Raw genomic sequence first — 18,354 nt, forward strand, 5'->3', positions numbered from 1 at the left:
ATAGAAGGAACCGCTACAATAAACCAAGCTCCCTCAGCTTCTCCTCAGCCGGCACACCTTCATCACTCCAGCCCCTGAAATGATAGTATTCGTCCAGCGCCTTTTCAAACTCTGCCCTGTTAATCCCGCCTCCCCCGAAGAACCTCTCCGGAAGCGTATCATCCTTTCGCGTAAATCCTGCCCCGATATTGAACAATCTCTCAAGGTTCCATATCCTTTCCCCGCATTTCAAAAATTCCTCTACCGAATAATCCATACCTGTTGCAGAGCTCAGCATGTTCACGAACTCTTTATCCGACATCGTAAACGATGCGAACGTACACAGCACCGATGAATCAAGAGCAGCCTTTTCATTCTGGAAAATCTGCACAAGCTCTGCTTTTCCTGAAAATGTATGGGGATCGACCTTCATGGGTTTTCCGAAGATTTCCGGCGCAATCATATAGGCGCGCAGATGGCATCCTCCGCGGTTCGATGTGGCGAAAGCCAGAGCCATCCCCAGAACACCGCGCGGGTCATATCCGGGAAACTCAAGCCCTTTGGACTGCATCGCAACATCTTTCCCGTGTGATTTTGCAAGAGCCTTCGAGCCCCTGCCCAGTTCCTTTCCAATGCCCTCACTCTCACCTATCTTTTTAACAAGCGCAAGTAACTCATCGATATCCTCACCCATTATTTCAGCATAAGCCGCGAGCGTAGAGCCTGAGGAGATGGTATCAATGCCGTAATCGTTACAGAGGCGGTTTACCCTGATGATCGTATCCATGTCAGCATTGTTGCTGTCGGGACCGTAAGCCCACAGTGTCTCGTATTCAGGAACCTCGTGATTCTCGAACATCCCGCTCTTTATGATATGTTTGCATGCGATAATGCAGTTATAACAGGCGTGAGACTTAATATCGTAATTTTCTTTGATAAATTCGCCTGAAACTCTATCTGCGCGGTCAAACCCCCTCTGGCGGAAATTCTTTACAGGCAGGATTTTCGTATAGTTCATCAGGTTCAAAGCCGAAGACGTTCCATACGTACTCAATCCTTTTGAAGCTGCAGGTCCCTCTTTTATAAGATGCAGCGCCTCACGGCACGCTTTTTTAAAACTCTCTTCATCAGCGATCGCAGGCTTTTTATCTCCTTTTACCACTATTGCCTTAAGCTTCTTTGAACCCATGACTGCACCCATACCCCCGCGCCCGCAGGCATGGAAATAATCGTTCATGACGCTGGCGATCGGGACAAGCCGTTCTCCTGCGCGCCCGATGCAAGCCACGCGTCCTTTTGATGAGAGTTTATCCGTACATGACCTGACGTTCTCTCCCCACAATCCGTTTGCAGGGTGAATCTCAATGTCATCATTCTGTATAGAGATATAAACAGGTTGCTCTGCCAAGCCCTTTATTATGAGCGCATCAATCCCCGCGAACTTTAATTCTTTCCCGAAAAACCCGCCGCTGCTTGAATCGAATATCGTGCTTGTAAGCGGGGATTTTGATACAATCGCGTGCCTGCCCGACATCGGGGCTGCCGTCCCTGTAAGAGGACCGGTTGCAAAGATGATTATGTTTTCCGGGCTCAGTGGGTCGATATTCGGGTTTATGGCATCATAATAAAGCTTTACACCCAGCCCCCTTCCACCGATAAAGGCATGAAGGGAACTGGTGTCGCTTTCGTTTTTAGCGATTCTATTGTCTGATAAATCTATTGTTACGATTTTTCCTGTCCAGCCGTGCATATGGGTTTTACAATAGGAGGTTAGTATATTAAAGTTATGGTAGAATCGCTTCTTTGTCAACAGCCGGAGGCATCAGCCCTCAGTTCCTCCATGACCCTTAATACCGAATCAACGTCAGTCATCCTGTTTATCTTCACTCGCACGGGTTTTACATTTTTCATGCCTTTTGTGAACCACTGGGCTTTTACGACTATATCCCTGAACCCCAGCAGTCCATATTTACGGCACAGCCCCGCATATTCAAAAAAATCATCCAGCCGTTCACCCGGCGTCTGGGGAGGCAATAATTCCCCTGTATCCAGATAATGTCCAAGCCTCCTGAAAATATGCGGATTGCCCATCGCAGCCCTGCCTATCATAAGCCCGTCGCACTGTGTATATTCAAGCACGTACTTCGCGGTTTTTTCATCCTTGATATCTCCGTTGGCAATCACTGGAATGGATAGCTCTCTCTTGATATTCTTAATAAATTCATAGCTGGACTTTCCGGAATACTGCTGCTTCTGGGTTCGTCCGTGAACGATAAGCGCATCAGCGCCTGCTTTTTCAATCAACCGCGCGAGTTCCAGCGTTTCCTCCAGGCTATTCAGGATTCTCATTTTTGCGGTGACAGGGACTTCAAGAGAACCGGAAAGCGCCTCTACTATTTCCACGACTGTTCCCGGCTTCTTTAAAAGCGCTGCACCGCACTCGTTTTTGATCACGCTCTGGGCCGGGCAGCCAAGGTTTATATCTATGAGCTCAGGTCTGAATATTTTAGTTACGATACGAGCCGAACGTACTATCGAATCCGCTTTTGCGCCCAACAACTGGATTCCCAGGGGCCTCTCTTCGTCGCATGTGAAACCTCTTGCTATGCTCGTTTCGTTTTGCCGCAGGATAGCTTCAGAGAAGGTCATCTCAGAATAAACAAGCGCCACCCCGTATTTCTTGCACAGCAGCCTGAATGGCAGGTTTGTCACAAGGGACATGGGGGCAAGAATAAGAGTTCCATTTAGCATTAATTTTCCAATATTCATACATTTTCCGTAAGTAAACTTCTGGTTTTAAATCTTTACCGTACCATGAATCTAGCTCCTGAAAGAAAGAGAGAAGCAAAAATTAAAATAACATTGAGAATTGATATATGGATACAATGGAAAAAATTGCAGGAATTATAGAGAGAATGCTATTACCCAGACTGAGTGAGCTTAGTGGAAAAATGGACAGTATGAACGCAAGGATAGACTCCCTTGAATCTAACATGAATACTAAATTTGAGAGTGTGAACACTCAGTTCAAAGGAGTTGACATTAAAATCCAGAGCTTAGATGACAAAATCACAAGCCTGCGAAATGAAACAATGACAAGATTCGATTCTCTGGATGAGAAGCTATCAGTACTTGAAAAGAAGTTGGCAACAGCCTGATAATGAGAAAGGTAGGTAAAAGGCGGGTAAAGTAACTACCGCCGATTCCACCCACAATCTAAGTTCTTTTAAAAAATCATGATTTGATACAGATTTATATGAGCCTAATTATTTTATTGGGTTACCCGAAAACTATATAGGTACACAAAATCTTATGGTTAGGCATACCTAATCAAAGAAGGGGAAAACATGTTAGCAAGCTTTTTAATAACATTCAGGGAAGCTCTTGAAGCAGCCCTGATAATTGGAATAATCGCAGCCTATCTGGCTAAGATAGGGCGCAAAGACCTGTACCGCTACCTCTATATTGGAATCATCGGTGCATTGTTCGCAAGTACGGGTGTGGCTCTCGCGTTTAAGTTGATATATGGCGAGCTTGAGGGCACGGCAGAAGAACTGTTCGAAGGTATCGCTGCTCTTACCGCCTCTGCCGTCCTCACGTACATGATTTTCTGGATGGCATCGAACTCAAAGAAGATAAAAGGGGATCTCCAGGAAAAGATCGATGTTTCCATATCAGAAGGTCAGATGCTGGGGATTGCAGCACTTTCGTTTATATCCGTGTTCAGGGAAGGGGTGGAAACCGTACTTTTCCTTGGTACGCTGGCGATAACCTCTCCGCTGGACACGCTGCTCGGTTTTATACTTGGGGTCGCTACCGTGGTGTTACTATCGTTCGCTATGTTCAAAGGGATACACCGCCTCGATGTGGGCAGGTTCTTCAAATACACAAGTATATTATTGGTACTGTTCTCAGCCGGTTTAATAGCAACAGGCGTACATGAACTCAACGAAGCTGGCATCATACCTCCGGTAGTTGAGCATGTATGGGACCTGAACCCGCCGGTTAATACCGATGGCACATATCCTGCGCTTCATGAGAATGGCATTATCGGCAGCAGCTTGAAATCCCTTGCAGGCTACAATGCCAACCCCTCGCTGACCGAGGTCATCGCCTATATCGGTTACTGGCTGGTTATAGGATTATTCGTATACAGGACTTACAGAGTAACAGCGGCATCAAAAGTCGGGGAGGTGAAATCTTATGGAAGCTGATACCCCAAGAACTGAAGAGTATCTTGAATCAATTTATAAACTCCAGCAGGAGCATCGACCTGTAAGTACATCCAGCCTCGCGGAGCACTTGAAACTCTCTGCCCCGTCTGTTTCCGAAATGGTAAAAAAACTTGAGGGTAAAGGTCTGCTTTCGCATACGGAAAAAGGGGTATGCCTGACAGAAGAAGGCAAATCCCTGGCTAAAAAGGTCATAAGAAGGCACCGCCTTTCCGAGCGCCTGCTTACCGATATCCTGGGCTTCAAATGGGACGAGGTGCATGAAGAGGCGTGCAGGCTTGAGCACGCGATAAGCCCGGAGATGGAAGATCGCATCGCAGAAAGCCTCGGGAACCCCATGACCTGTCCTCACGGGCATCCCATCCCGGATAAAGATGGCGTACTGGTCAAAGAAAGGGTAAGGCCGCTTTCAGAATTAAAAGCCTCAGGCAAGGGGATCATCGTGAATGTGTTCGAAGAAGACCCCGGTATGCTTAAGTATCTCGCATCCCTCGGATTGATCCCAGGGGTTTGCGTGAGAGTGGAAGAAGTGGCGCCCTTCGGAGGGCCGCTCATCGTATGTGTTTCCGGCTCGCGATATGCTCTTGGAAGGGAGGTCGCCTCGAAGATAAAGATAAAATGACGTTTTCATGCCACGGGGCTCTCAAGGATATAAAGGGAAATACTGATTTCACCTTCGTACTTGCAGGCAATCCTAACGTGGGGAAGTCCAGTATATTCAACCGGCTGACCGGTATGGGTGTTGTAACAGCCAATTATCCCGGCAAAACGGTTGAACTGAATATGGCGACAACTACTTTTAAAGACCTGCGGATAGGCATAATCGACCTGCCTGGGAGTTATGCGCTCGGTGCAGTATCAGAAGACCAGTGGGTTGCACGAAGGGCTGTGCTTGATAGCAACCCTGATGCTGCAATAATGATCCTTGACGCCACCAACCTTGCAAGGAACCTGTACATGACGCTACAGTTCATAGACCTGCGCATCCCTCTTGTTGTTGCTCTTAACCTGATAGACGAGGCAGAGAAAAGGAATATTATAATCGATGCACCGGAACTATCAAGGCTTCTCGGCGTCCCTGTGGTGCCGACCATCGCCACAACAGGTCAGGGTCTTGATGAACTGATACAAAAGGCTATAGATGTTGCAGGAAATAAATCTGAAATCAGATACAACCTGAAATATGGAATTGATATTGAAACGGATATAAAGAAAGTCGAAGAGATGCTTTCGCCGTATGATTTCGGAATTAACCCCAGGGCACTGGCAATACTTCTGCTTGAAGAAGATACCGAGTTCATAGAACTTGTAAATAAAAAAACAAATGGCAGCTCCATTCTTGCAGAAGTAAAAAAGATAAGCAGGGATATAGAGAAAAAACACGGTGAGAAAACGCCGATGCGCATCGCCCGTGAAAGGCACGGACTTGCCGGCAGCATTGCCTCGCAGGTGCAGAGCGATGCGGCACCGGTAACATCCGATAAGCTCTGGGACTATACAACTTCGCCACTGACAGGCATTCCTTTGCTTATCGGCGTCCTTGGTGTTATTTTCGCTTTCCTGTTCTATGGCGGGAACATCCTCTCAACAGCATTCAGCGACCTCTGGGCATCCTACATATCGCCGCTGATCGACGGGGCGATATTCTATTTTTTCGGCACAGGACATATCGGCAAAACGCTGGTGTGGGGTTTTGATGCCGGAATACTGGCAGCGCTTGCTGTCGGTATCCCGTACGTGCTGACCTTCTACTTCATGCTGGCTTTTCTTGAGGATTCAGGATACCTGAACTCTGTGGCGTTCCTGACAGACAGGCTGATGCACAAGTTCGGGCTTCACGGGCGCGCTATCATCCCGCTCGTGGCGGGCGCAGGATGCAATGTGCCCGCGATTATCGGTACGCGGGTCCTTACGACAATGCGCGAGCGGACAATAGCCAGTACGCTGATAACGCTCATACCATGCAGCGCACGCACTGCTGTTATCCTGGGCGCAGTCTCTTTGTTCGTCGGCTGGAAACCTGCTGTCGCAATTTACATAATCGTGCTGGCTCTTGTATTCCTGGTTGGCATCGGGCTGAACCACGTCATGCCGGGCACCTCTACAGGGCTTGTTATGGAGATGTTCCCGTTCAGGGCACCCCTCATGTCGAATATCATAAAGAAGACCTGGTACAGGTTCAAGGATTTCGTGTTCGTGGCTTTCCCGATTGTGCTTATAGGTTCTCTCGTTCTGGGCGCCCTGTACGAAACAGGCTACCTGTGGAAGCTCTCCTCGCCTCTTTCACCAGTGGTTGAAGGTTGGCTTGGGCTTCCCGCAGTCGCTGGGCTTACGCTTATATTCGCGGTGCTCCGGAAAGAGCTGGCGCTCCAGTTACTTGTGACGCTTGCGATAGTGGCTTATGGGGGCGGTGCAGAGAACCTGCTGCTGTTCATGACACCTGCGCAGTTGTTCGTCTACGCACTTGTGAACACTATATACATCCCGTGTGTGGCTACCATAGCAGTGCTTGGCAGGGAGCTTGGATGGAAGCGCGCGGGCGGCATCATGGCATTCACCATCACTCTTGCGATAATCGTCGGCGGGATTGCTTACAGGGTTATAGGATACTTCGGGTTACTATGATGACACAATGTCCTCTCTGCGGAGCAAGGTTTGATACAAAAGATGCGGATATGAGTTTCCCAGCACTGTTAAAAAGCCGTAAAGTATATATCGTCAGTTGACGTAGCCATGGATAGGCAAAAGCCGTCATATAGTTTCCTCCTATATCCCGTCAACGATACTATTCTTTTCCGGCTTTTGCCACATCCTAAATAACCGGAAATTTTGAATAAGCTTTAATATACACTTCACCATTACGGGATGGATTTAAGATGAATATCATTTTACTCGGCCCCCCGGGGGCCGGAAAAGGCACGCAGGCTAAGAAAATCGCGGAGCATTATTCACTGCCCCATATATCTACAGGCGATATACTGCGCGAGAATATAAGTAACAATACATCTCTCGGTGTAAAGGCCAAATCCTATATGGCAAAAGGAGAACTTGTCCCGGATGAGCTTTTAATAACTATCATAAGAGACAGGCTTTCAAAACCCGATTGTTCAAAAGGGTTCCTGCTGGATGGGTACCCCAGGACAGTACCGCAGGCAGATGCACTCCAGATGATCCTTACAGAATCAAATAAAAAACTGGATATAGTGCTGAATATCGACGTTGATGACGAGGAATTGATCAAACGCCTGTCCGGACGCAGGGTTTGTGCATCATGCGGCATGAGCTATCACATGATATTCAATCCTCCTAAGGAGGATGAGATATGCGACAAATGCAAAGGGAAATTATACCAGCGCGAGGATGATAAGCCTGAGGCGATAAGGAACAGGTTGATGGTGTATAAGAAACAAACACAGCCCCTTATAGAGTATTATACCAGAAAAGGCCTTCTTAGGATGGTAGACGGAGGAAAGGACATCCCGGAGATATTTGAAGATATTAAAAAAATACTGGAGAATTATGATTAAAAAAGCTTTAAGCAAAATAGTATTGTACTTCGGGGTATTCCTCCTGCTCAGTATCATGCTATTCCCCGATTTAAGAGATGTCATAGGCAGAGTCGTGGGGGTTCTATTAGATCCTCTCCTGTCGCTTCTTCCGATCCATATAATAATATTCATTCTTGCAGCTATAACAGGGCTTTATGCCTCGCTCATCCAGAAATATACTATGGACTGGGATCTGATGAGGCGCGTTCAGGAGAGAATGAAGATGATACAGCAGGAGTTCAGGCAGGCGCAGTTGACCAACAACGCCAGAAGATGAAAAAACTGCAGGCGCAACAGGCGGAAATGATGACGGACCAGATGGAAATGTTCAAGCAGCAGTTCAAACCGATGCTGTATATAAGCGTCATCTCGATCCCGCTGTTCTACTGGGTGTACCTTGTTATAAGCCAGCATCCGGACGCTGTGATGGTTTTTCCTTTCTGGGGAGAACAAAAATTGGATACATATATAATCGGACCTTTCCAGCACTGGCTGTTCTGGTACTTCATATGTTCGATCCCGGTAAGCCAGGTGACAAGGAAGGCTCTGAATATAGGCGGTATGTAATTGATAATAACGATAAGCGGCCCCCCCGGCAGCGGCAAGAGCACATTATCCCGTATATTATCCGTGAAGCTCGGCATGGAGCATATTTCCATGGGAGATATTTTCAGGAAATGCGCAGAAGACCGCTGCATGTGTCTTGCTGAATACGGTTTACTCGCAAAACAAAACAGTGATATAGACAGGGAACTCGATGAAATGCAGAAAAGGATAGCAAAGGAAAAGGATAACATCATTCTTGAAGGAAGGCTTTCGGGTTTCCTTGTGGATGCGGATTTAAAGATATGGCTGAAAGCTCCTGTTGAAGTAAGGGCAGAGCGCATAGCGAAGAGGGAGAACAAACCTGTCACTATTGCGATAGCCGAGACCTCGGAAAGGGAAGAGTGCGAAAGAGAGCGATACCTTGGTTATTATAATATTGACATAAAAGACCTGTCCGTATACGACATGGTGATCGATTCCAGCAAGTGGGACGCTGAAGAAATAAGCGAAATAGTGATGAAAGCGGTTGAATGCCTGATATGAACTTGCTACCATCCGAGATAAAAAGAGAGACGCTGGTAAAGTCTGAAGATACTACAGATGAGAAGTTCGGTAAAAGACCGGCGGAGCGCACGATACAGGAGTACATGCAGAAAGGGGTGATAAACCTCGATAAGCCTGCAGGCCCCACAAGCCATGAAGTTACATCATGGGTCAAAAAGATCCTGGAGCTTGAGAAAGCCGGGCACAGCGGTACGCTTGATCCTAACGTCACAGGTCTCCTTCCTATTATGCTGGGTGAAGCGACAAAGGCTGTGGATGCGCTTCTTACTGCAGGTAAAGAGTATGTGTGCCTTATGAAGCTGCATACGGAAGTGCCTGAGAGAATGATCAAAAGCGTTCTCGCCGAATTCACAGGCGAGATATACCAGAAGCCTTCTCTCAAGTCGGCAGTAAAACGCGAAACAAGGACAAGGACAATATATTATATGGAGCTTCTTGAGATCGAAGATAAAAGTGTCCTTTTTAAAGTCGGATGCGAGGCAGGTACGTATATCAGGAAATTATGCCATGATATGGGGCTTGCCCTCGGCACAGGGGCGCATATGCAGGAGCTGAGGCGCACCAAAAGCGGTCCTTTCCGCGAGGATGATACCATGATAACGCTCCACGACCTGAAGGATGCGTACATCGAGTGGAAGGAAAATAATAATGAAGAGCCAATAAGAAAAGCAATACTCCCTATGGAGGCGGGGCTCTCTCACCTTCCGAAGCTCGTGATACGCGACAGCGCGGTGGATGCGATCAGTCACGGCGCCGGGCTTGCTGCCCCGGGTGTCCTCACCGTCGAAAGCGGTATCGAAAGAGGAGACCCTGTTGCTGTATTTACGCAAAAAGGCGAGGCGGTATCATTCGGACTGGCTAAGATGAAATCTGTGGAGATATTAAAAGCAGCTACGGGAATCGTGGCTACTACGGACAGGGTGCTTCTTGAGCCCGGCACGTATCCGAAAGGGTGGAAAGCAAAAGAATAAGAGTCATCGGGTTTATTATGAGCGCGCATGCCGAGGTAGTCTAGCGGCCTAAGGCGCAAGCCTGGAAAGCTTGTGGGGCTTTGCCCCTCGGGAGTTCAAGTCTCCCCCTCGGCGCTACTGTTTTTGACAGTGACAGTGTAAAAAACATACCTAAAGTTGCTTTGAGTGGTATTAGAACCTGGTATGAAAAAATTGTACAGCTTCAACGTTGAAGATTGATTCAAAGTGAATTTTTAGAGATGCAGCTTCATCGGCTTAGTATATTATTTTATTAAGTAAAGCCCCTCAAGTTCAAAATTGGTTATAAAATACTTTCATCCAAGATAGTCCAAGCTAAACAGAATATTGGAATGTTTATATTCTGAAAAGTTTTTAGCGGGAACTCTGAAAAAAGGTTACACTCCCATACATTAAGGGTAAACTTGTATTGTTACTTTGCTAATCCACTATGTTTCTTTACTTTTGCGCAACCCTCTACTTTCAGTACCCAAAAAAGGAAGTATTAAATACTACCTCTTCAAGAACTTAATACGGGAGGTTAGTATGATAAAAATATTATTAATTGTAGCTGTTTCTTTATTACTGTTAGTTTCGGGATGTATAGGTCCTACAACGACATCAACACCCACACCTGCGGTAACGTCCACAGAAACAACTACAGTAGTAGCCACAGAAACACCTGTGGCAACATCTACAGTAACATCTACAGGAATACCTGCTGTAACAACCACCGGAACGCCCGTGTCACCAGCAACGCCAGTTTCAACGACTACACCCACAACCAATGCAACTGCCGCAGCAACTACGGCAGCGATAAATGTAACATCTTACCCCGCAAGCGTGCAGGGGGAGGCAAACTTTACGATCAGATGGGAAGTATCAGGCGGCACTCCGGGCACCATCAGCAATACCTCGATGATCTGGGGCTTTAACAGCGGCGGTATGAACATCACGGATTATCCCAGGAGCAGCGCGGCCCAGACGGGTAATACGCCTCAGACATTCAGTGCTGATTTGAAGGCTCCTTCAGGCGGGGGTCCGGTTTATTTCAGGGCTCATGCCGTAGTTGATGGCGTAGATATTTACTCACCTGAATACCAGATAACAATCACTCCCCTCTATACGGGCGGCGGAGGCGGGTACTGATTTAATGCGCTTGCACGCGGGCAGGCAAGCATCAATTATCTGCCCCGCCTTTTTTCTTTATGCATACCGTCCTCTGGCTTCTATCTCTTTTACCCTTTCGATCACTTCTTCCGCATCTCTGAATGTCCTTCTATATTCTCTCTTAAAAGCTTCGATAAGTTCCTCATGGTTCTCATGTGTGCTCTCGTATGTCTGGAAAAGGACGTGTATATCCACCCCTCTTGCTTCTACGGACTTATCGAGATATGCCAGACCGAAATCTATCAGGAACAGCTTTCCATCTTTGAATAAAATATTTGAAGTGGTAAGGTCGCCGTGTACGATCCCGCATGTATGAAGCCTTCCTACAAGTTCTCCTGTCCGTTCGCTGAGCGCAGGGGTTATAATGTTTTTCAATGCAGTCCCGTTAATATATTCCATCCTTATCTCATAATCAACAACATCCCTGATTATCGGCGTTGGAACGCCGCACCGCCGCGCCTCTGATATCAATCTTGCCTCAGTCCTCGTCCTCTCCCGCCGCAAATTCTCATCTATCTCTTTCAGCCTGTACCTCTTCTGTATCCTTGTTTTGATTATCGTATCCCCTTCCAGGGATATCACTGCCTCAGCGCCGCTTGCGATCACAGCCATTTTACCTCCACATCGTCGGGCCTGTAGTTCGGATTTACTTTGGAATCCGGAACTGGCGTCCTGTAGCCTGCTTTATACATCAAAAGCCCAAGATACGCTATCATCGCGCCGTTGTCACCCATAAAACGCTTCTCAGGCACATAGAATTCAATACCTCTGTCTTCGCACATGAGCTTCAGCATCTCACGGAGGCGAGCATTCGCACCTACGCCGCCTGCAAGAAGAACTTCGTTCTTTCCCGTATGCGCGACAGCCCTCTCGGTAACTTCCACCAGCATTGCAAAAGCGGTTTCCTGGAATGAGTGGCACACATCAGGAAGCATATGTTTTTTTACGCTCTCCTGTGCTGCGGTCGTAAGACCTGAAAAAGAAAAGTCCATGCCTTTTACGGTATAGGGAAGGGGAATATATCGTGAAGCCTGCTTTGCCAGTTCCTCCACCTTCGGGCCTCCGGGATGCGGTAATCCTGCCGACCTTGCGAATTTGTCAAGAGCGTTACCTATCCCGATATCAAGCGTCTCACCGAAAACCCTGTAGTATCCTGTCCTGTAAGCTAAAACCTGCGAATTTGCGCCACTCACGTACAGGGTGACAGGGTCCTTCGCCGGGGTCTTCCATCGCCCAACTTCAATATGGGCTATGCAGTGGTTGACCCCGATAAGAGGGATATCGAGAGATAATGCAAGAGCCCTCGCTGCTGTCGCTACGGTGCGAAGGCACGGCCCGAGTCCCGGTCCCTGGGAAAAGGCAACCGCATCGATATTCCTCCCGCCTTTTCTTAAGGTTTCCCTGATTACTTCTTTTATGTAGTTCGCATGATGCTGTGCAGCTTCGCGCGGATGTATTCCTCCTGCCGCGGGCTTGTATGTCGCTGTCGTTTCAGCTATCACGTCATCTTCATCAACAATAGCGGCGCTCAGGTTCCAGGCTGTTCCTTCAATACCGAGAATTGAGATTTTGGACATGTGGTTTTGTACCGACTTCATTATGATATCTTCAGAAATAACTATCGGATAATTTCATAGCATTATTTACAATTAATCAAAGTTCATAGCCAAAATTAAAGTATGTCAGAGTAGTAATAACCCCCTGTTTATGGCTACTAAACGCGACTATTACGAGATTCTTGGTATAGACAAAAAGGCATCGCAGGATGATATTAAAAAAGCATACCGCAAAATGGCGATGCAATACCATCCGGACAGGAACAAAGCTCCTGATGCGGAGGAGAAATTCAAGGAAATATCTGAGGCTTACGCGGTACTATCCGACCAGAATAAGAGGCAGCAGTATGACCAGTTCGGTCATGCAGGCATTGATATGAGATACTCCCAGGAAGATATCTTCAGGGGCGCAGCACCGGACATAGAGGATATTCTCAGGGATTTCGGGATTGGCGGCTTTGGTGGCGGCTTTGGCAGGGGAAGAGGGGGGAGCATTTTCGATATATTCTTCGGCGGCGAAGGGCGGCGGGAGGGACCGAGGCGCGGGTCAGACCTCCTCTATGAGCTGGCTATAGACCTGCAGGATGCCGCGTTCGGGAAAACCGTTAACCTGGAAGTCCCCAGGACCGAAAAATGCGACACATGCGGAGGAAGCGGAGCAAAGCCCGGAACGTCGCCCAAAACATGCCCGACATGCCACGGCAGCGGTCAGGTGAGCAGGACACAGAACACGCCTTTTGGCAGGTTCATGACCACGACTACATGCGGTACATGCAAGGGACGCGGGGAAATAATAGACAGCCCATGCCCGACATGCCATGGCTCAGGTATGGTCCAGAAGAGGCGCAAGATAGAAGTGAAAATCCCGCCCGGAGTTGATACAGGTTCAAGGCTCAGGGTGCCGGGGGAAGGCGAAGCAGGGGAAAGGGGTGCACCGCCTGGAGACCTTTACGTTGAAATATACGTCAAACCTCATCCCGTTTTCACCCGCGAAGATAATAATTTAATAATGGAAGCCACCGTCAGCTTTACGCAGGCGGCGCTTGGGGATGAGATAATCGTACCTACCCTGGACGGCAAGATAGAGATGAAAATCCCGCCCGGAACCCAGAACGGGCAGGTGTTCCGTCTTAAAGGCAAAGGCATTCCGGGTCTTCACATGCCGGGGAAGGGCGACCAGCTTGTGAGGATAAAGGTGGATGTCCCGACGAAGCTGAATGATAGGCAGAAGCAGCTTTTGAGGGAGTTCGCTGAGATAAGCGGGGAGAAGAGGAGCAAGGGGATTTTTGAGAAGGTGAAAGAGAGGATTTGATCGAAAAGGTCTGAGTATTGATCAGCATCAGTGACCTCGGTCTGACGAATCCGAGGCGTCGCTAACACTGGCTCATTCACAGGTTCAAACCCCATGTGCAGGAAATATATTTTGTTGTGTACCCTGTACATGTGTTGTCTCTATATGTAGTCTTTCTATGTAGCGGCACTATATAGCCACGCAACATCCTCGTATTTCTCAATGTTTTTTAAAGTAGTAATATTATTAACTGTTTGTACTACGATTTAGAAATCTCCGAATAATCCACCAGGAGTTGGATGTCCAGAAAATACTGGAATATCAGGCGGAGAGAAACGGTGAAACGGGAGGAAAAATATGCAAAAAGAATTGATAGCATTACTGTTAATATCAGCAGTAATCGGAATGGCAATACCGGCAATGGCAAACCTCGATATTACCAGGGAACTCAATGTTGATATGCCAGGGACAAACGAGGCAACCAGCTCGGCGGCCCAGACCCAGCAAGACATGGATAACCTGCAGAACAATAACAATCAAGATGCGGCAGGCGGCGATGCAACAGCAAGCTCTGACGCAAGTGCCAATGCAGACGCCGTGGACAAATCATATTCTGATTCAACTTCCACTGATTCTCCAACCTCCGCTGATACTCCAACCTCCACTGATACTCCAACTTCTACTGCAACATCCTCACCCAATCCTGCTTCAACCCCAACAGCAACATCAACTTCACCTGTGGATTCAAATCCTTTCCCTGACTCCACTACCACCTCTGGTGCAACTTCATCTACGTCGGCAAATGCTCCTGACGGCGGGGGTGAGAGTAGCGGATGCGAAGGAGGTGCAATAACCAGAGAGAATCTAACCAATATTAAACAATATGAAAGCAAAGAGATACAGGTATCAACAGGCGCAATTGAGTTCAGGTTTACAAAACTGGATGTTGTAAAAGGAGCCGGATTTACTGCCAGGACAAAAGAAGGATGTGTAATGGCAAGGGCGGAGCTTCTTAAAGGAAGACCGACACGGGCTACATCAGATGTTCCTGGCGCCATATACTTTAATGTCTGGGTCAGCGCACCGGAATATGGTAACTCTTCAAAAGTAGAGGCCCCATATGTAGTATTCAGTGTGCCTGATGAGAAAAATGACCAGCCTGTCAGGCTTTTGATGTTAAATAACTCCTGGATAGACCTGAAAACCGAGAAGATAGGTCCGGGCACTTATAAGGCATATACCGGTGGGTTCGGAAGTTTCGCTATAGCGGGAACACACGCAGAACTATTGCGAACTTCACCAGAGATAGTAACACAACCTGCGGTCTCTCCTGCAGCGACAATTATTGCTGAGCCGGTGTCATCCCAGAAGCCGGTAAGCCTGTTTCTTATACTGGTCCTACTGGGGGTCTTGTCTGCGATAGTATATTTCCTGAAGACATGAAAAAATACATGACTATTAAATTTTTTAAGAAACAGTATCAGTCTAAGAATATAAGTGTATACTGTTTTGGAGTACTATTCTCTACAGGGAAATCTGGCAGTGGGATATCCAGTCTTTCAAGTGTTTTATCAAGCCTTATACCAAGTCCCATAATACATGGTCTGCGAATAGTAGGGTGATGGCACTCATCTTTAAAACGGGCACAGTTGACCTCTGAATAGTCACTATTTGCGCACCATGTACACATTCCGGGGACGGTGGCAAGGGCGGTATTATAACCAAGAACCCATGCAAGCTTCTCAAGTTCAAGACTTCCCGGCTGTATTCTTTGTTTTCTTTCTCTTATTACCGTTTTTAAAGACTGTTGATATTGTTCCTTCAGTTCATTATTTTTGGGGGGAGACACGCCATATTTAACGAAGTTCTCACTTATCTCCCTGGAGAGTATATTTTCAGACTTCCAGTCAACAAGCAGAGCCCACTGGTATTCCGCCAGCATTTTCCTGAACTCATCAACTGTGGGTATGAACGGGGGACAGACACGACTGCCCCATCCATTGCACCCGAAAATACATTTCAGAATAGTTCTGTTCTCAACCACAATGCTCTTTGCAGGGATCAATATTGCTTCGTTAGCTCCAAGTTTCTTAGCTTTTTCTTGCAGGAGTTTGAGATTGGCTTCGGATATCATAATTGAGCATTGTAGCAGATTGTATTTAGTTTTTTGCTGCCCTGCAAAAGCATTCCAGCCAAAGTAACGGAAGGGAAATTAGAGAATTATTTCCCTTTCAAATACGCATCTATCGCCCTTGCCGCCTTCTTCCCTGCACCCATAGCGCTTATCACTGTCGCCGAGCCCGTCACCGCATCGCCGCCGGCATACACGCCCTCTTTAGTGGTCGCTCCATCCTCTTTTGCGATCACAGTGCCGTGCTTTGAGACCTCAAGCCCCTTCGTTGTGCGCGGCACAAGAGGATTTGGCGATGTGCCGACTGCTATAACCACAACATCAGCCTCGATCATATGCTCGGTTCCGGGCGTCGGCGCAGGCTTGCATCTGCCGGATTCGTCAGGCTCGCACAGGTGCATGTTGATACATTCAATGTGCGTCACCCAGTTCTTCCCATCGCCGACTATCCTGACAGGGTTCGTAAGAAGCCGGAACTTGATGCCTTCTTCCCTGGCATGCTCTATTTCTTCGGCGCGTGCAGGCATCTCCTCTTCCCCGCGGCGGTAAACTATAGTAACTTCCTCAGCCCCAAGCCTCAGGGCGCACCTGGCTGAGTCCATCGCCACATTGCCGCCGCCTACCACGACCACGCGCTTTCCTTTCTTGACGGGCGTATCGTATTCGGGGAATTTGTAGGATTTCATGAGGTTCACGCGGGTCAGGAATTCGTTCGCGGAATATACACCGTTCAGGTTCTCTCCATCGATATTCAGGAAAGCAGGAAGACCTGCGCCTGTTCCCAGGAACACGGCATCGAACTCGGAGAGCAACTCATCTACGGTGTCTATCTTGCCGATGACCGAATCAAGAAGAACGTTCACTCCGAGCTTCTTTACGTACTCCACTTCGGCGCTTACTATATCCTTGGGTAATCTGAACTCAGGGATGCCGTATATGAGAACGCCTCCTGCTTCATGAAGCGCCTCGAATATTGTGACCGAATGCCCCATCTTTGCAAGGTCTGCGGCTGCTGTTAATCCGGCAGGTCCTGAGCCAACTACCGCTACCTTCTTTCCTGTGGGTTTCGGAAGTGTTGGGATTTCCGCCCCTCTTTTGCGCTCGTAATCGGCAAGGAAGCGTTCAAGCCTTCCTATCGAGACCGATGCCCCTTTTTTACTTAACACACAGGCTTGCTCGCACTGCGTTTCCTGGGGGCATACACGCCCGCAGATAGCGGGAAGCGCATTATCGACCTTTATTTCTTTTATCGCGCTGTCAAAATCGCCCTTTGCAACACGATCCAGGAAGGCAGGTATCTTCACTTCAACAGGGCAGCCTTTCATACACGAGGGTTTCTTACACTGGAGACACCGTTTTGCCTCCTTTACCGCCTGTTCCTCTGTAAAGCCCAGCGCCACCTCATTAAAATTCGATTTCCTGACCGCAGGGTCTTGCTCCGGCATTTTCTGGCGCCCTAACATGTGCATCCCTCCCTCTTGCACTTGTGCTTTTCTACCGCAAGCTTCTCTTCAGGCTGGTACATGGCAAGGCGGTTCATCAAAAGGGTGAAATCCACAAGATGTGCATCGAATTCAGGTCCGTCCACGCATGCGAACTTCGTTTCGTTGCCAACAAGCACGCGGCACGCGCCGCACATCCCCGTGCCGTCAACCATAATTGAGTTCAGGCTGACTATCGTTTTGACATTGAATGGTCTTGTCACTCCTGCCACCGAGCGCATCATTACAGGCGGACCGATAGCCACAACCCTATCAATCTTTGTTCCGCCTTCGAGCAGCTTCTTGATAATATCGGTGACAAAGCCGTGATGACCTTTCGTCCCGTCATCCGTGGTGATATAAAGCTCATCGCTTACTCCCCGCATCCTTTCCTCCCATAAGAGAAGGTTAGCGCTGCGTGCCCCGATGATCGAGATTACCCTGTTGCCTGCTTCCTTGAAGCCCGAGCCTGCGGGAAAATGGGCGCAACCCCGACGCCACCCCCGACTAACAGTACGGTACCTTCATTTTCGATATGTGCAGGATTCCCAAGCGGTCCTATAAAGTCCCGCAGTTCGCCGCCTGCTTTCAGTGATGATAGCTGCATCGTCGTCTTGCCGACTACCATGAAAATAGTTGTTACGGTTCCTTTTTCCCTGTCAAAATCAGCGATTGTGAGCGGTATCCTCTCTCCGGTTTCGTCTATTCTCAGGATGACGAATTGTCCAGGCTGTGCCTTTTTAGCTATACGCGGAGCGCTTATGTCCATTAAATGTATTGTTGGTACAAGCTCCTGTTTTTTTAAAATTTTAAATGGCATGATTCTCCTTCTGGCTTAAAATGAACTTTGATACAAAAAGGCTTTGGTTTTTTCTATTTTATTTTTGG

General features: G+C 47.9%; 18 protein-coding genes, 1 tRNA gene and 1 pseudogene. 12 read left to right on the forward strand and 8 right to left on the reverse strand.

From position 1 onward, the window contains the following. Window positions 1-13: 13 nt before the first annotated feature. Window positions 14-1,729, reverse strand: a complete 1,716-nt coding sequence (locus MNV_RS16050) for an aldehyde ferredoxin oxidoreductase family protein (protein ID WP_096206989.1) — start codon at window positions 1,727-1,729, stop codon at window positions 14-16. 56 nt (window positions 1,730-1,785) lie between these two features. Continuing rightward, window positions 1,786-2,748 carry a tRNA dihydrouridine synthase gene (locus MNV_RS16055; RefSeq protein ID WP_096206957.1) on the reverse strand — a complete coding sequence of 321 codons (963 nt, stop codon included), beginning with the start codon at window positions 2,746-2,748 and terminating at the stop codon, window positions 1,786-1,788. A gap of 116 nt (window positions 2,749-2,864) precedes the next feature. On the opposite strand from MNV_RS16055, the gene MNV_RS16060 reads away from it, so the two are divergent. The 10 genes and pseudogenes from MNV_RS16060 (at window position 2,865) to MNV_RS16105 (ending at window position 10,986) form a co-directional block, all read left to right on the forward strand. Continuing rightward, window positions 2,865-3,137 (forward strand): hypothetical protein, encoded by a 273-nt coding sequence (locus tag MNV_RS16060; protein ID WP_179294033.1) that lies wholly within the window; start codon window positions 2,865-2,867, stop codon window positions 3,135-3,137. A gap of 189 nt (window positions 3,138-3,326) precedes the next feature. Beyond that, entirely contained in the window at window positions 3,327-4,193 is an 867-nt protein-coding gene (locus tag MNV_RS16065) for an FTR1 family iron permease (protein WP_096206959.1), read from the forward strand. Further along, on the forward strand, window positions 4,183-4,833 hold the full coding sequence (locus tag MNV_RS16070; protein ID WP_096206960.1) for a metal-dependent transcriptional regulator: 651 nt from the start codon (window positions 4,183-4,185) through the stop codon (window positions 4,831-4,833). The genes MNV_RS16065 and MNV_RS16070 overlap by 11 nt, the downstream gene beginning before the upstream one ends. Beyond that, window positions 4,770-6,836, forward strand: a complete 2,067-nt coding sequence (gene feoB / locus MNV_RS16075; protein ID WP_096206961.1) for a ferrous iron transport protein B — start codon at window positions 4,770-4,772, stop codon at window positions 6,834-6,836. The genes MNV_RS16070 and feoB overlap by 64 nt, the downstream gene beginning before the upstream one ends. A 251-nt stretch (window positions 6,837-7,087) precedes the next feature. After that, complete coding sequence (locus tag MNV_RS16080) at window positions 7,088-7,738, forward strand: adenylate kinase (RefSeq protein ID WP_096206962.1); 651 nt, start codon at window positions 7,088-7,090, stop codon at window positions 7,736-7,738. A gap of 55 nt (window positions 7,739-7,793) precedes the next feature. Next, window positions 7,794-8,326, forward strand: a pseudogene (locus tag MNV_RS16085) (DUF106 domain-containing protein). Then, entirely contained in the window at window positions 8,327-8,848 is a 522-nt protein-coding gene (gene cmk, locus MNV_RS16090; RefSeq protein WP_096206963.1) for a (d)CMP kinase, read from the forward strand. After that, window positions 8,836-9,840, forward strand: a complete 1,005-nt coding sequence (locus MNV_RS16095) for an RNA-guided pseudouridylation complex pseudouridine synthase subunit Cbf5 (RefSeq protein WP_096206964.1) — start codon at window positions 8,836-8,838, stop codon at window positions 9,838-9,840. Before cmk ends, MNV_RS16095 begins: the two co-directional genes overlap by 13 nt. Before the next feature lie 29 nt (window positions 9,841-9,869). After that, window positions 9,870-9,954: transfer RNA gene (locus MNV_RS16100), tRNA-Ser, on the forward strand. Window positions 9,955-10,383: 429 nt separating this feature from the next. Next, on the forward strand, window positions 10,384-10,986 hold the full coding sequence (locus tag MNV_RS16105) for a hypothetical protein (RefSeq protein WP_096206965.1): 603 nt from the start codon (window positions 10,384-10,386) through the stop codon (window positions 10,984-10,986). Window positions 10,987-11,043: 57 nt separating this feature from the next. On the opposite strand, the gene MNV_RS19880 is transcribed toward MNV_RS16105, so the two are convergent. Next, complete coding sequence (locus MNV_RS19880) at window positions 11,044-11,619, reverse strand: Kae1-associated kinase Bud32 (RefSeq protein ID WP_179294034.1); 576 nt, start codon at window positions 11,617-11,619, stop codon at window positions 11,044-11,046. Beyond that, window positions 11,610-12,605 carry a bifunctional N(6)-L-threonylcarbamoyladenine synthase/serine/threonine protein kinase gene (locus MNV_RS19885; protein ID WP_257000092.1) on the reverse strand — a complete coding sequence of 332 codons (996 nt, stop codon included), beginning with the start codon at window positions 12,603-12,605 and terminating at the stop codon, window positions 11,610-11,612. Before MNV_RS19885 ends, MNV_RS19880 begins: the two co-directional genes overlap by 10 nt. Window positions 12,606-12,714: 109 nt before the next feature. Here MNV_RS19885 and dnaJ point away from each other — a divergent pair, with 109 nt between their 5' ends. Next, on the forward strand, window positions 12,715-13,875 hold the full coding sequence (dnaJ, locus tag MNV_RS16115; protein WP_096206966.1) for a molecular chaperone DnaJ: 1,161 nt from the start codon (window positions 12,715-12,717) through the stop codon (window positions 13,873-13,875). A gap of 336 nt (window positions 13,876-14,211) precedes the next feature. Then, on the forward strand, window positions 14,212-15,297 hold the full coding sequence (locus tag MNV_RS16120; RefSeq protein WP_096206967.1) for a PGF-pre-PGF domain-containing protein: 1,086 nt from the start codon (window positions 14,212-14,214) through the stop codon (window positions 15,295-15,297). A gap of 37 nt (window positions 15,298-15,334) precedes the next feature. Here MNV_RS16120 and MNV_RS16125 read toward each other — a convergent pair whose 3' ends face one another. From MNV_RS16125 to MNV_RS21550, 4 genes are all read right to left on the reverse strand, one after another. Continuing rightward, window positions 15,335-15,988: a DUF2284 domain-containing protein gene (locus tag MNV_RS16125; protein WP_096206968.1), complete on the reverse strand. Its 654-nt coding sequence runs from the start codon at window positions 15,986-15,988 to the stop codon at window positions 15,335-15,337. A gap of 86 nt (window positions 15,989-16,074) precedes the next feature. After that, window positions 16,075-17,448, reverse strand: coding sequence for an NADPH-dependent glutamate synthase (gene gltA, locus MNV_RS16130; RefSeq protein WP_096206969.1), 1,374 nt, complete (start codon window positions 17,446-17,448; stop codon window positions 16,075-16,077). Then, window positions 17,442-17,903, reverse strand: coding sequence for a sulfide/dihydroorotate dehydrogenase-like FAD/NAD-binding protein (locus tag MNV_RS21545; RefSeq protein ID WP_306453661.1), 462 nt, complete (start codon window positions 17,901-17,903; stop codon window positions 17,442-17,444). Before MNV_RS21545 ends, gltA begins: the two co-directional genes overlap by 7 nt. Beyond that, window positions 17,903-18,286, reverse strand: a complete 384-nt coding sequence (locus tag MNV_RS21550) for a hypothetical protein (RefSeq protein WP_257000093.1) — start codon at window positions 18,284-18,286, stop codon at window positions 17,903-17,905. Before MNV_RS21550 ends, MNV_RS21545 begins: the two co-directional genes overlap by 1 nt. Window positions 18,287-18,354 lie beyond the last annotated feature (68 nt).

Origin of the sequence: Candidatus Methanoperedens nitratireducens (assembly GCF_900196725.1) — an archaeon.
GTDB lineage: Archaea > Halobacteriota > Methanosarcinia > Methanosarcinales > Methanoperedenaceae > Methanoperedens > Methanoperedens nitroreducens_A.

Coding starts and splice junctions, on each gene's coding strand:
- MNV_RS16095 (WP_096206964.1), top strand. CDS start 8,836: ATGCCTGATATGAACTTGCTACCATCCGAGATAAAAAGAGAGACGCTG.
- gltA (WP_096206969.1), bottom strand. CDS start 17,448: ATGTTAGGGCGCCAGAAAATGCCGGAGCAAGACCCTGCGGTCAGGAAA.
- MNV_RS16080 (WP_096206962.1), top strand. CDS start 7,088: ATGAATATCATTTTACTCGGCCCCCCGGGGGCCGGAAAAGGCACGCAG.
- MNV_RS19885 (WP_257000092.1), bottom strand. CDS start 12,605: ATGAAGTCGGTACAAAACCACATGTCCAAAATCTCAATTCTCGGTATT.
- feoB (WP_096206961.1), top strand. CDS start 4,770: ATGTGTTTCCGGCTCGCGATATGCTCTTGGAAGGGAGGTCGCCTCGAA.
- MNV_RS16125 (WP_096206968.1), bottom strand. CDS start 15,988: ATGATATCCGAAGCCAATCTCAAACTCCTGCAAGAAAAAGCTAAGAAA.
- MNV_RS21550 (WP_257000093.1), bottom strand. CDS start 18,286: ATGCCATTTAAAATTTTAAAAAAACAGGAGCTTGTACCAACAATACAT.
- dnaJ (WP_096206966.1), top strand. CDS start 12,715: ATGGCTACTAAACGCGACTATTACGAGATTCTTGGTATAGACAAAAAG.
- MNV_RS16070 (WP_096206960.1), top strand. CDS start 4,183: ATGGAAGCTGATACCCCAAGAACTGAAGAGTATCTTGAATCAATTTAT.
- MNV_RS16120 (WP_096206967.1), top strand. CDS start 14,212: ATGCAAAAAGAATTGATAGCATTACTGTTAATATCAGCAGTAATCGGA.
- MNV_RS16065 (WP_096206959.1), top strand. CDS start 3,327: ATGTTAGCAAGCTTTTTAATAACATTCAGGGAAGCTCTTGAAGCAGCC.
- MNV_RS16105 (WP_096206965.1), top strand. CDS start 10,384: ATGATAAAAATATTATTAATTGTAGCTGTTTCTTTATTACTGTTAGTT.
- MNV_RS19880 (WP_179294034.1), bottom strand. CDS start 11,619: ATGGCTGTGATCGCAAGCGGCGCTGAGGCAGTGATATCCCTGGAAGGG.
- MNV_RS16060 (WP_179294033.1), top strand. CDS start 2,865: ATGGAAAAAATTGCAGGAATTATAGAGAGAATGCTATTACCCAGACTG.
- MNV_RS16055 (WP_096206957.1), bottom strand. CDS start 2,748: ATGAATATTGGAAAATTAATGCTAAATGGAACTCTTATTCTTGCCCCC.
- MNV_RS16050 (WP_096206989.1), bottom strand. CDS start 1,729: ATGCACGGCTGGACAGGAAAAATCGTAACAATAGATTTATCAGACAAT.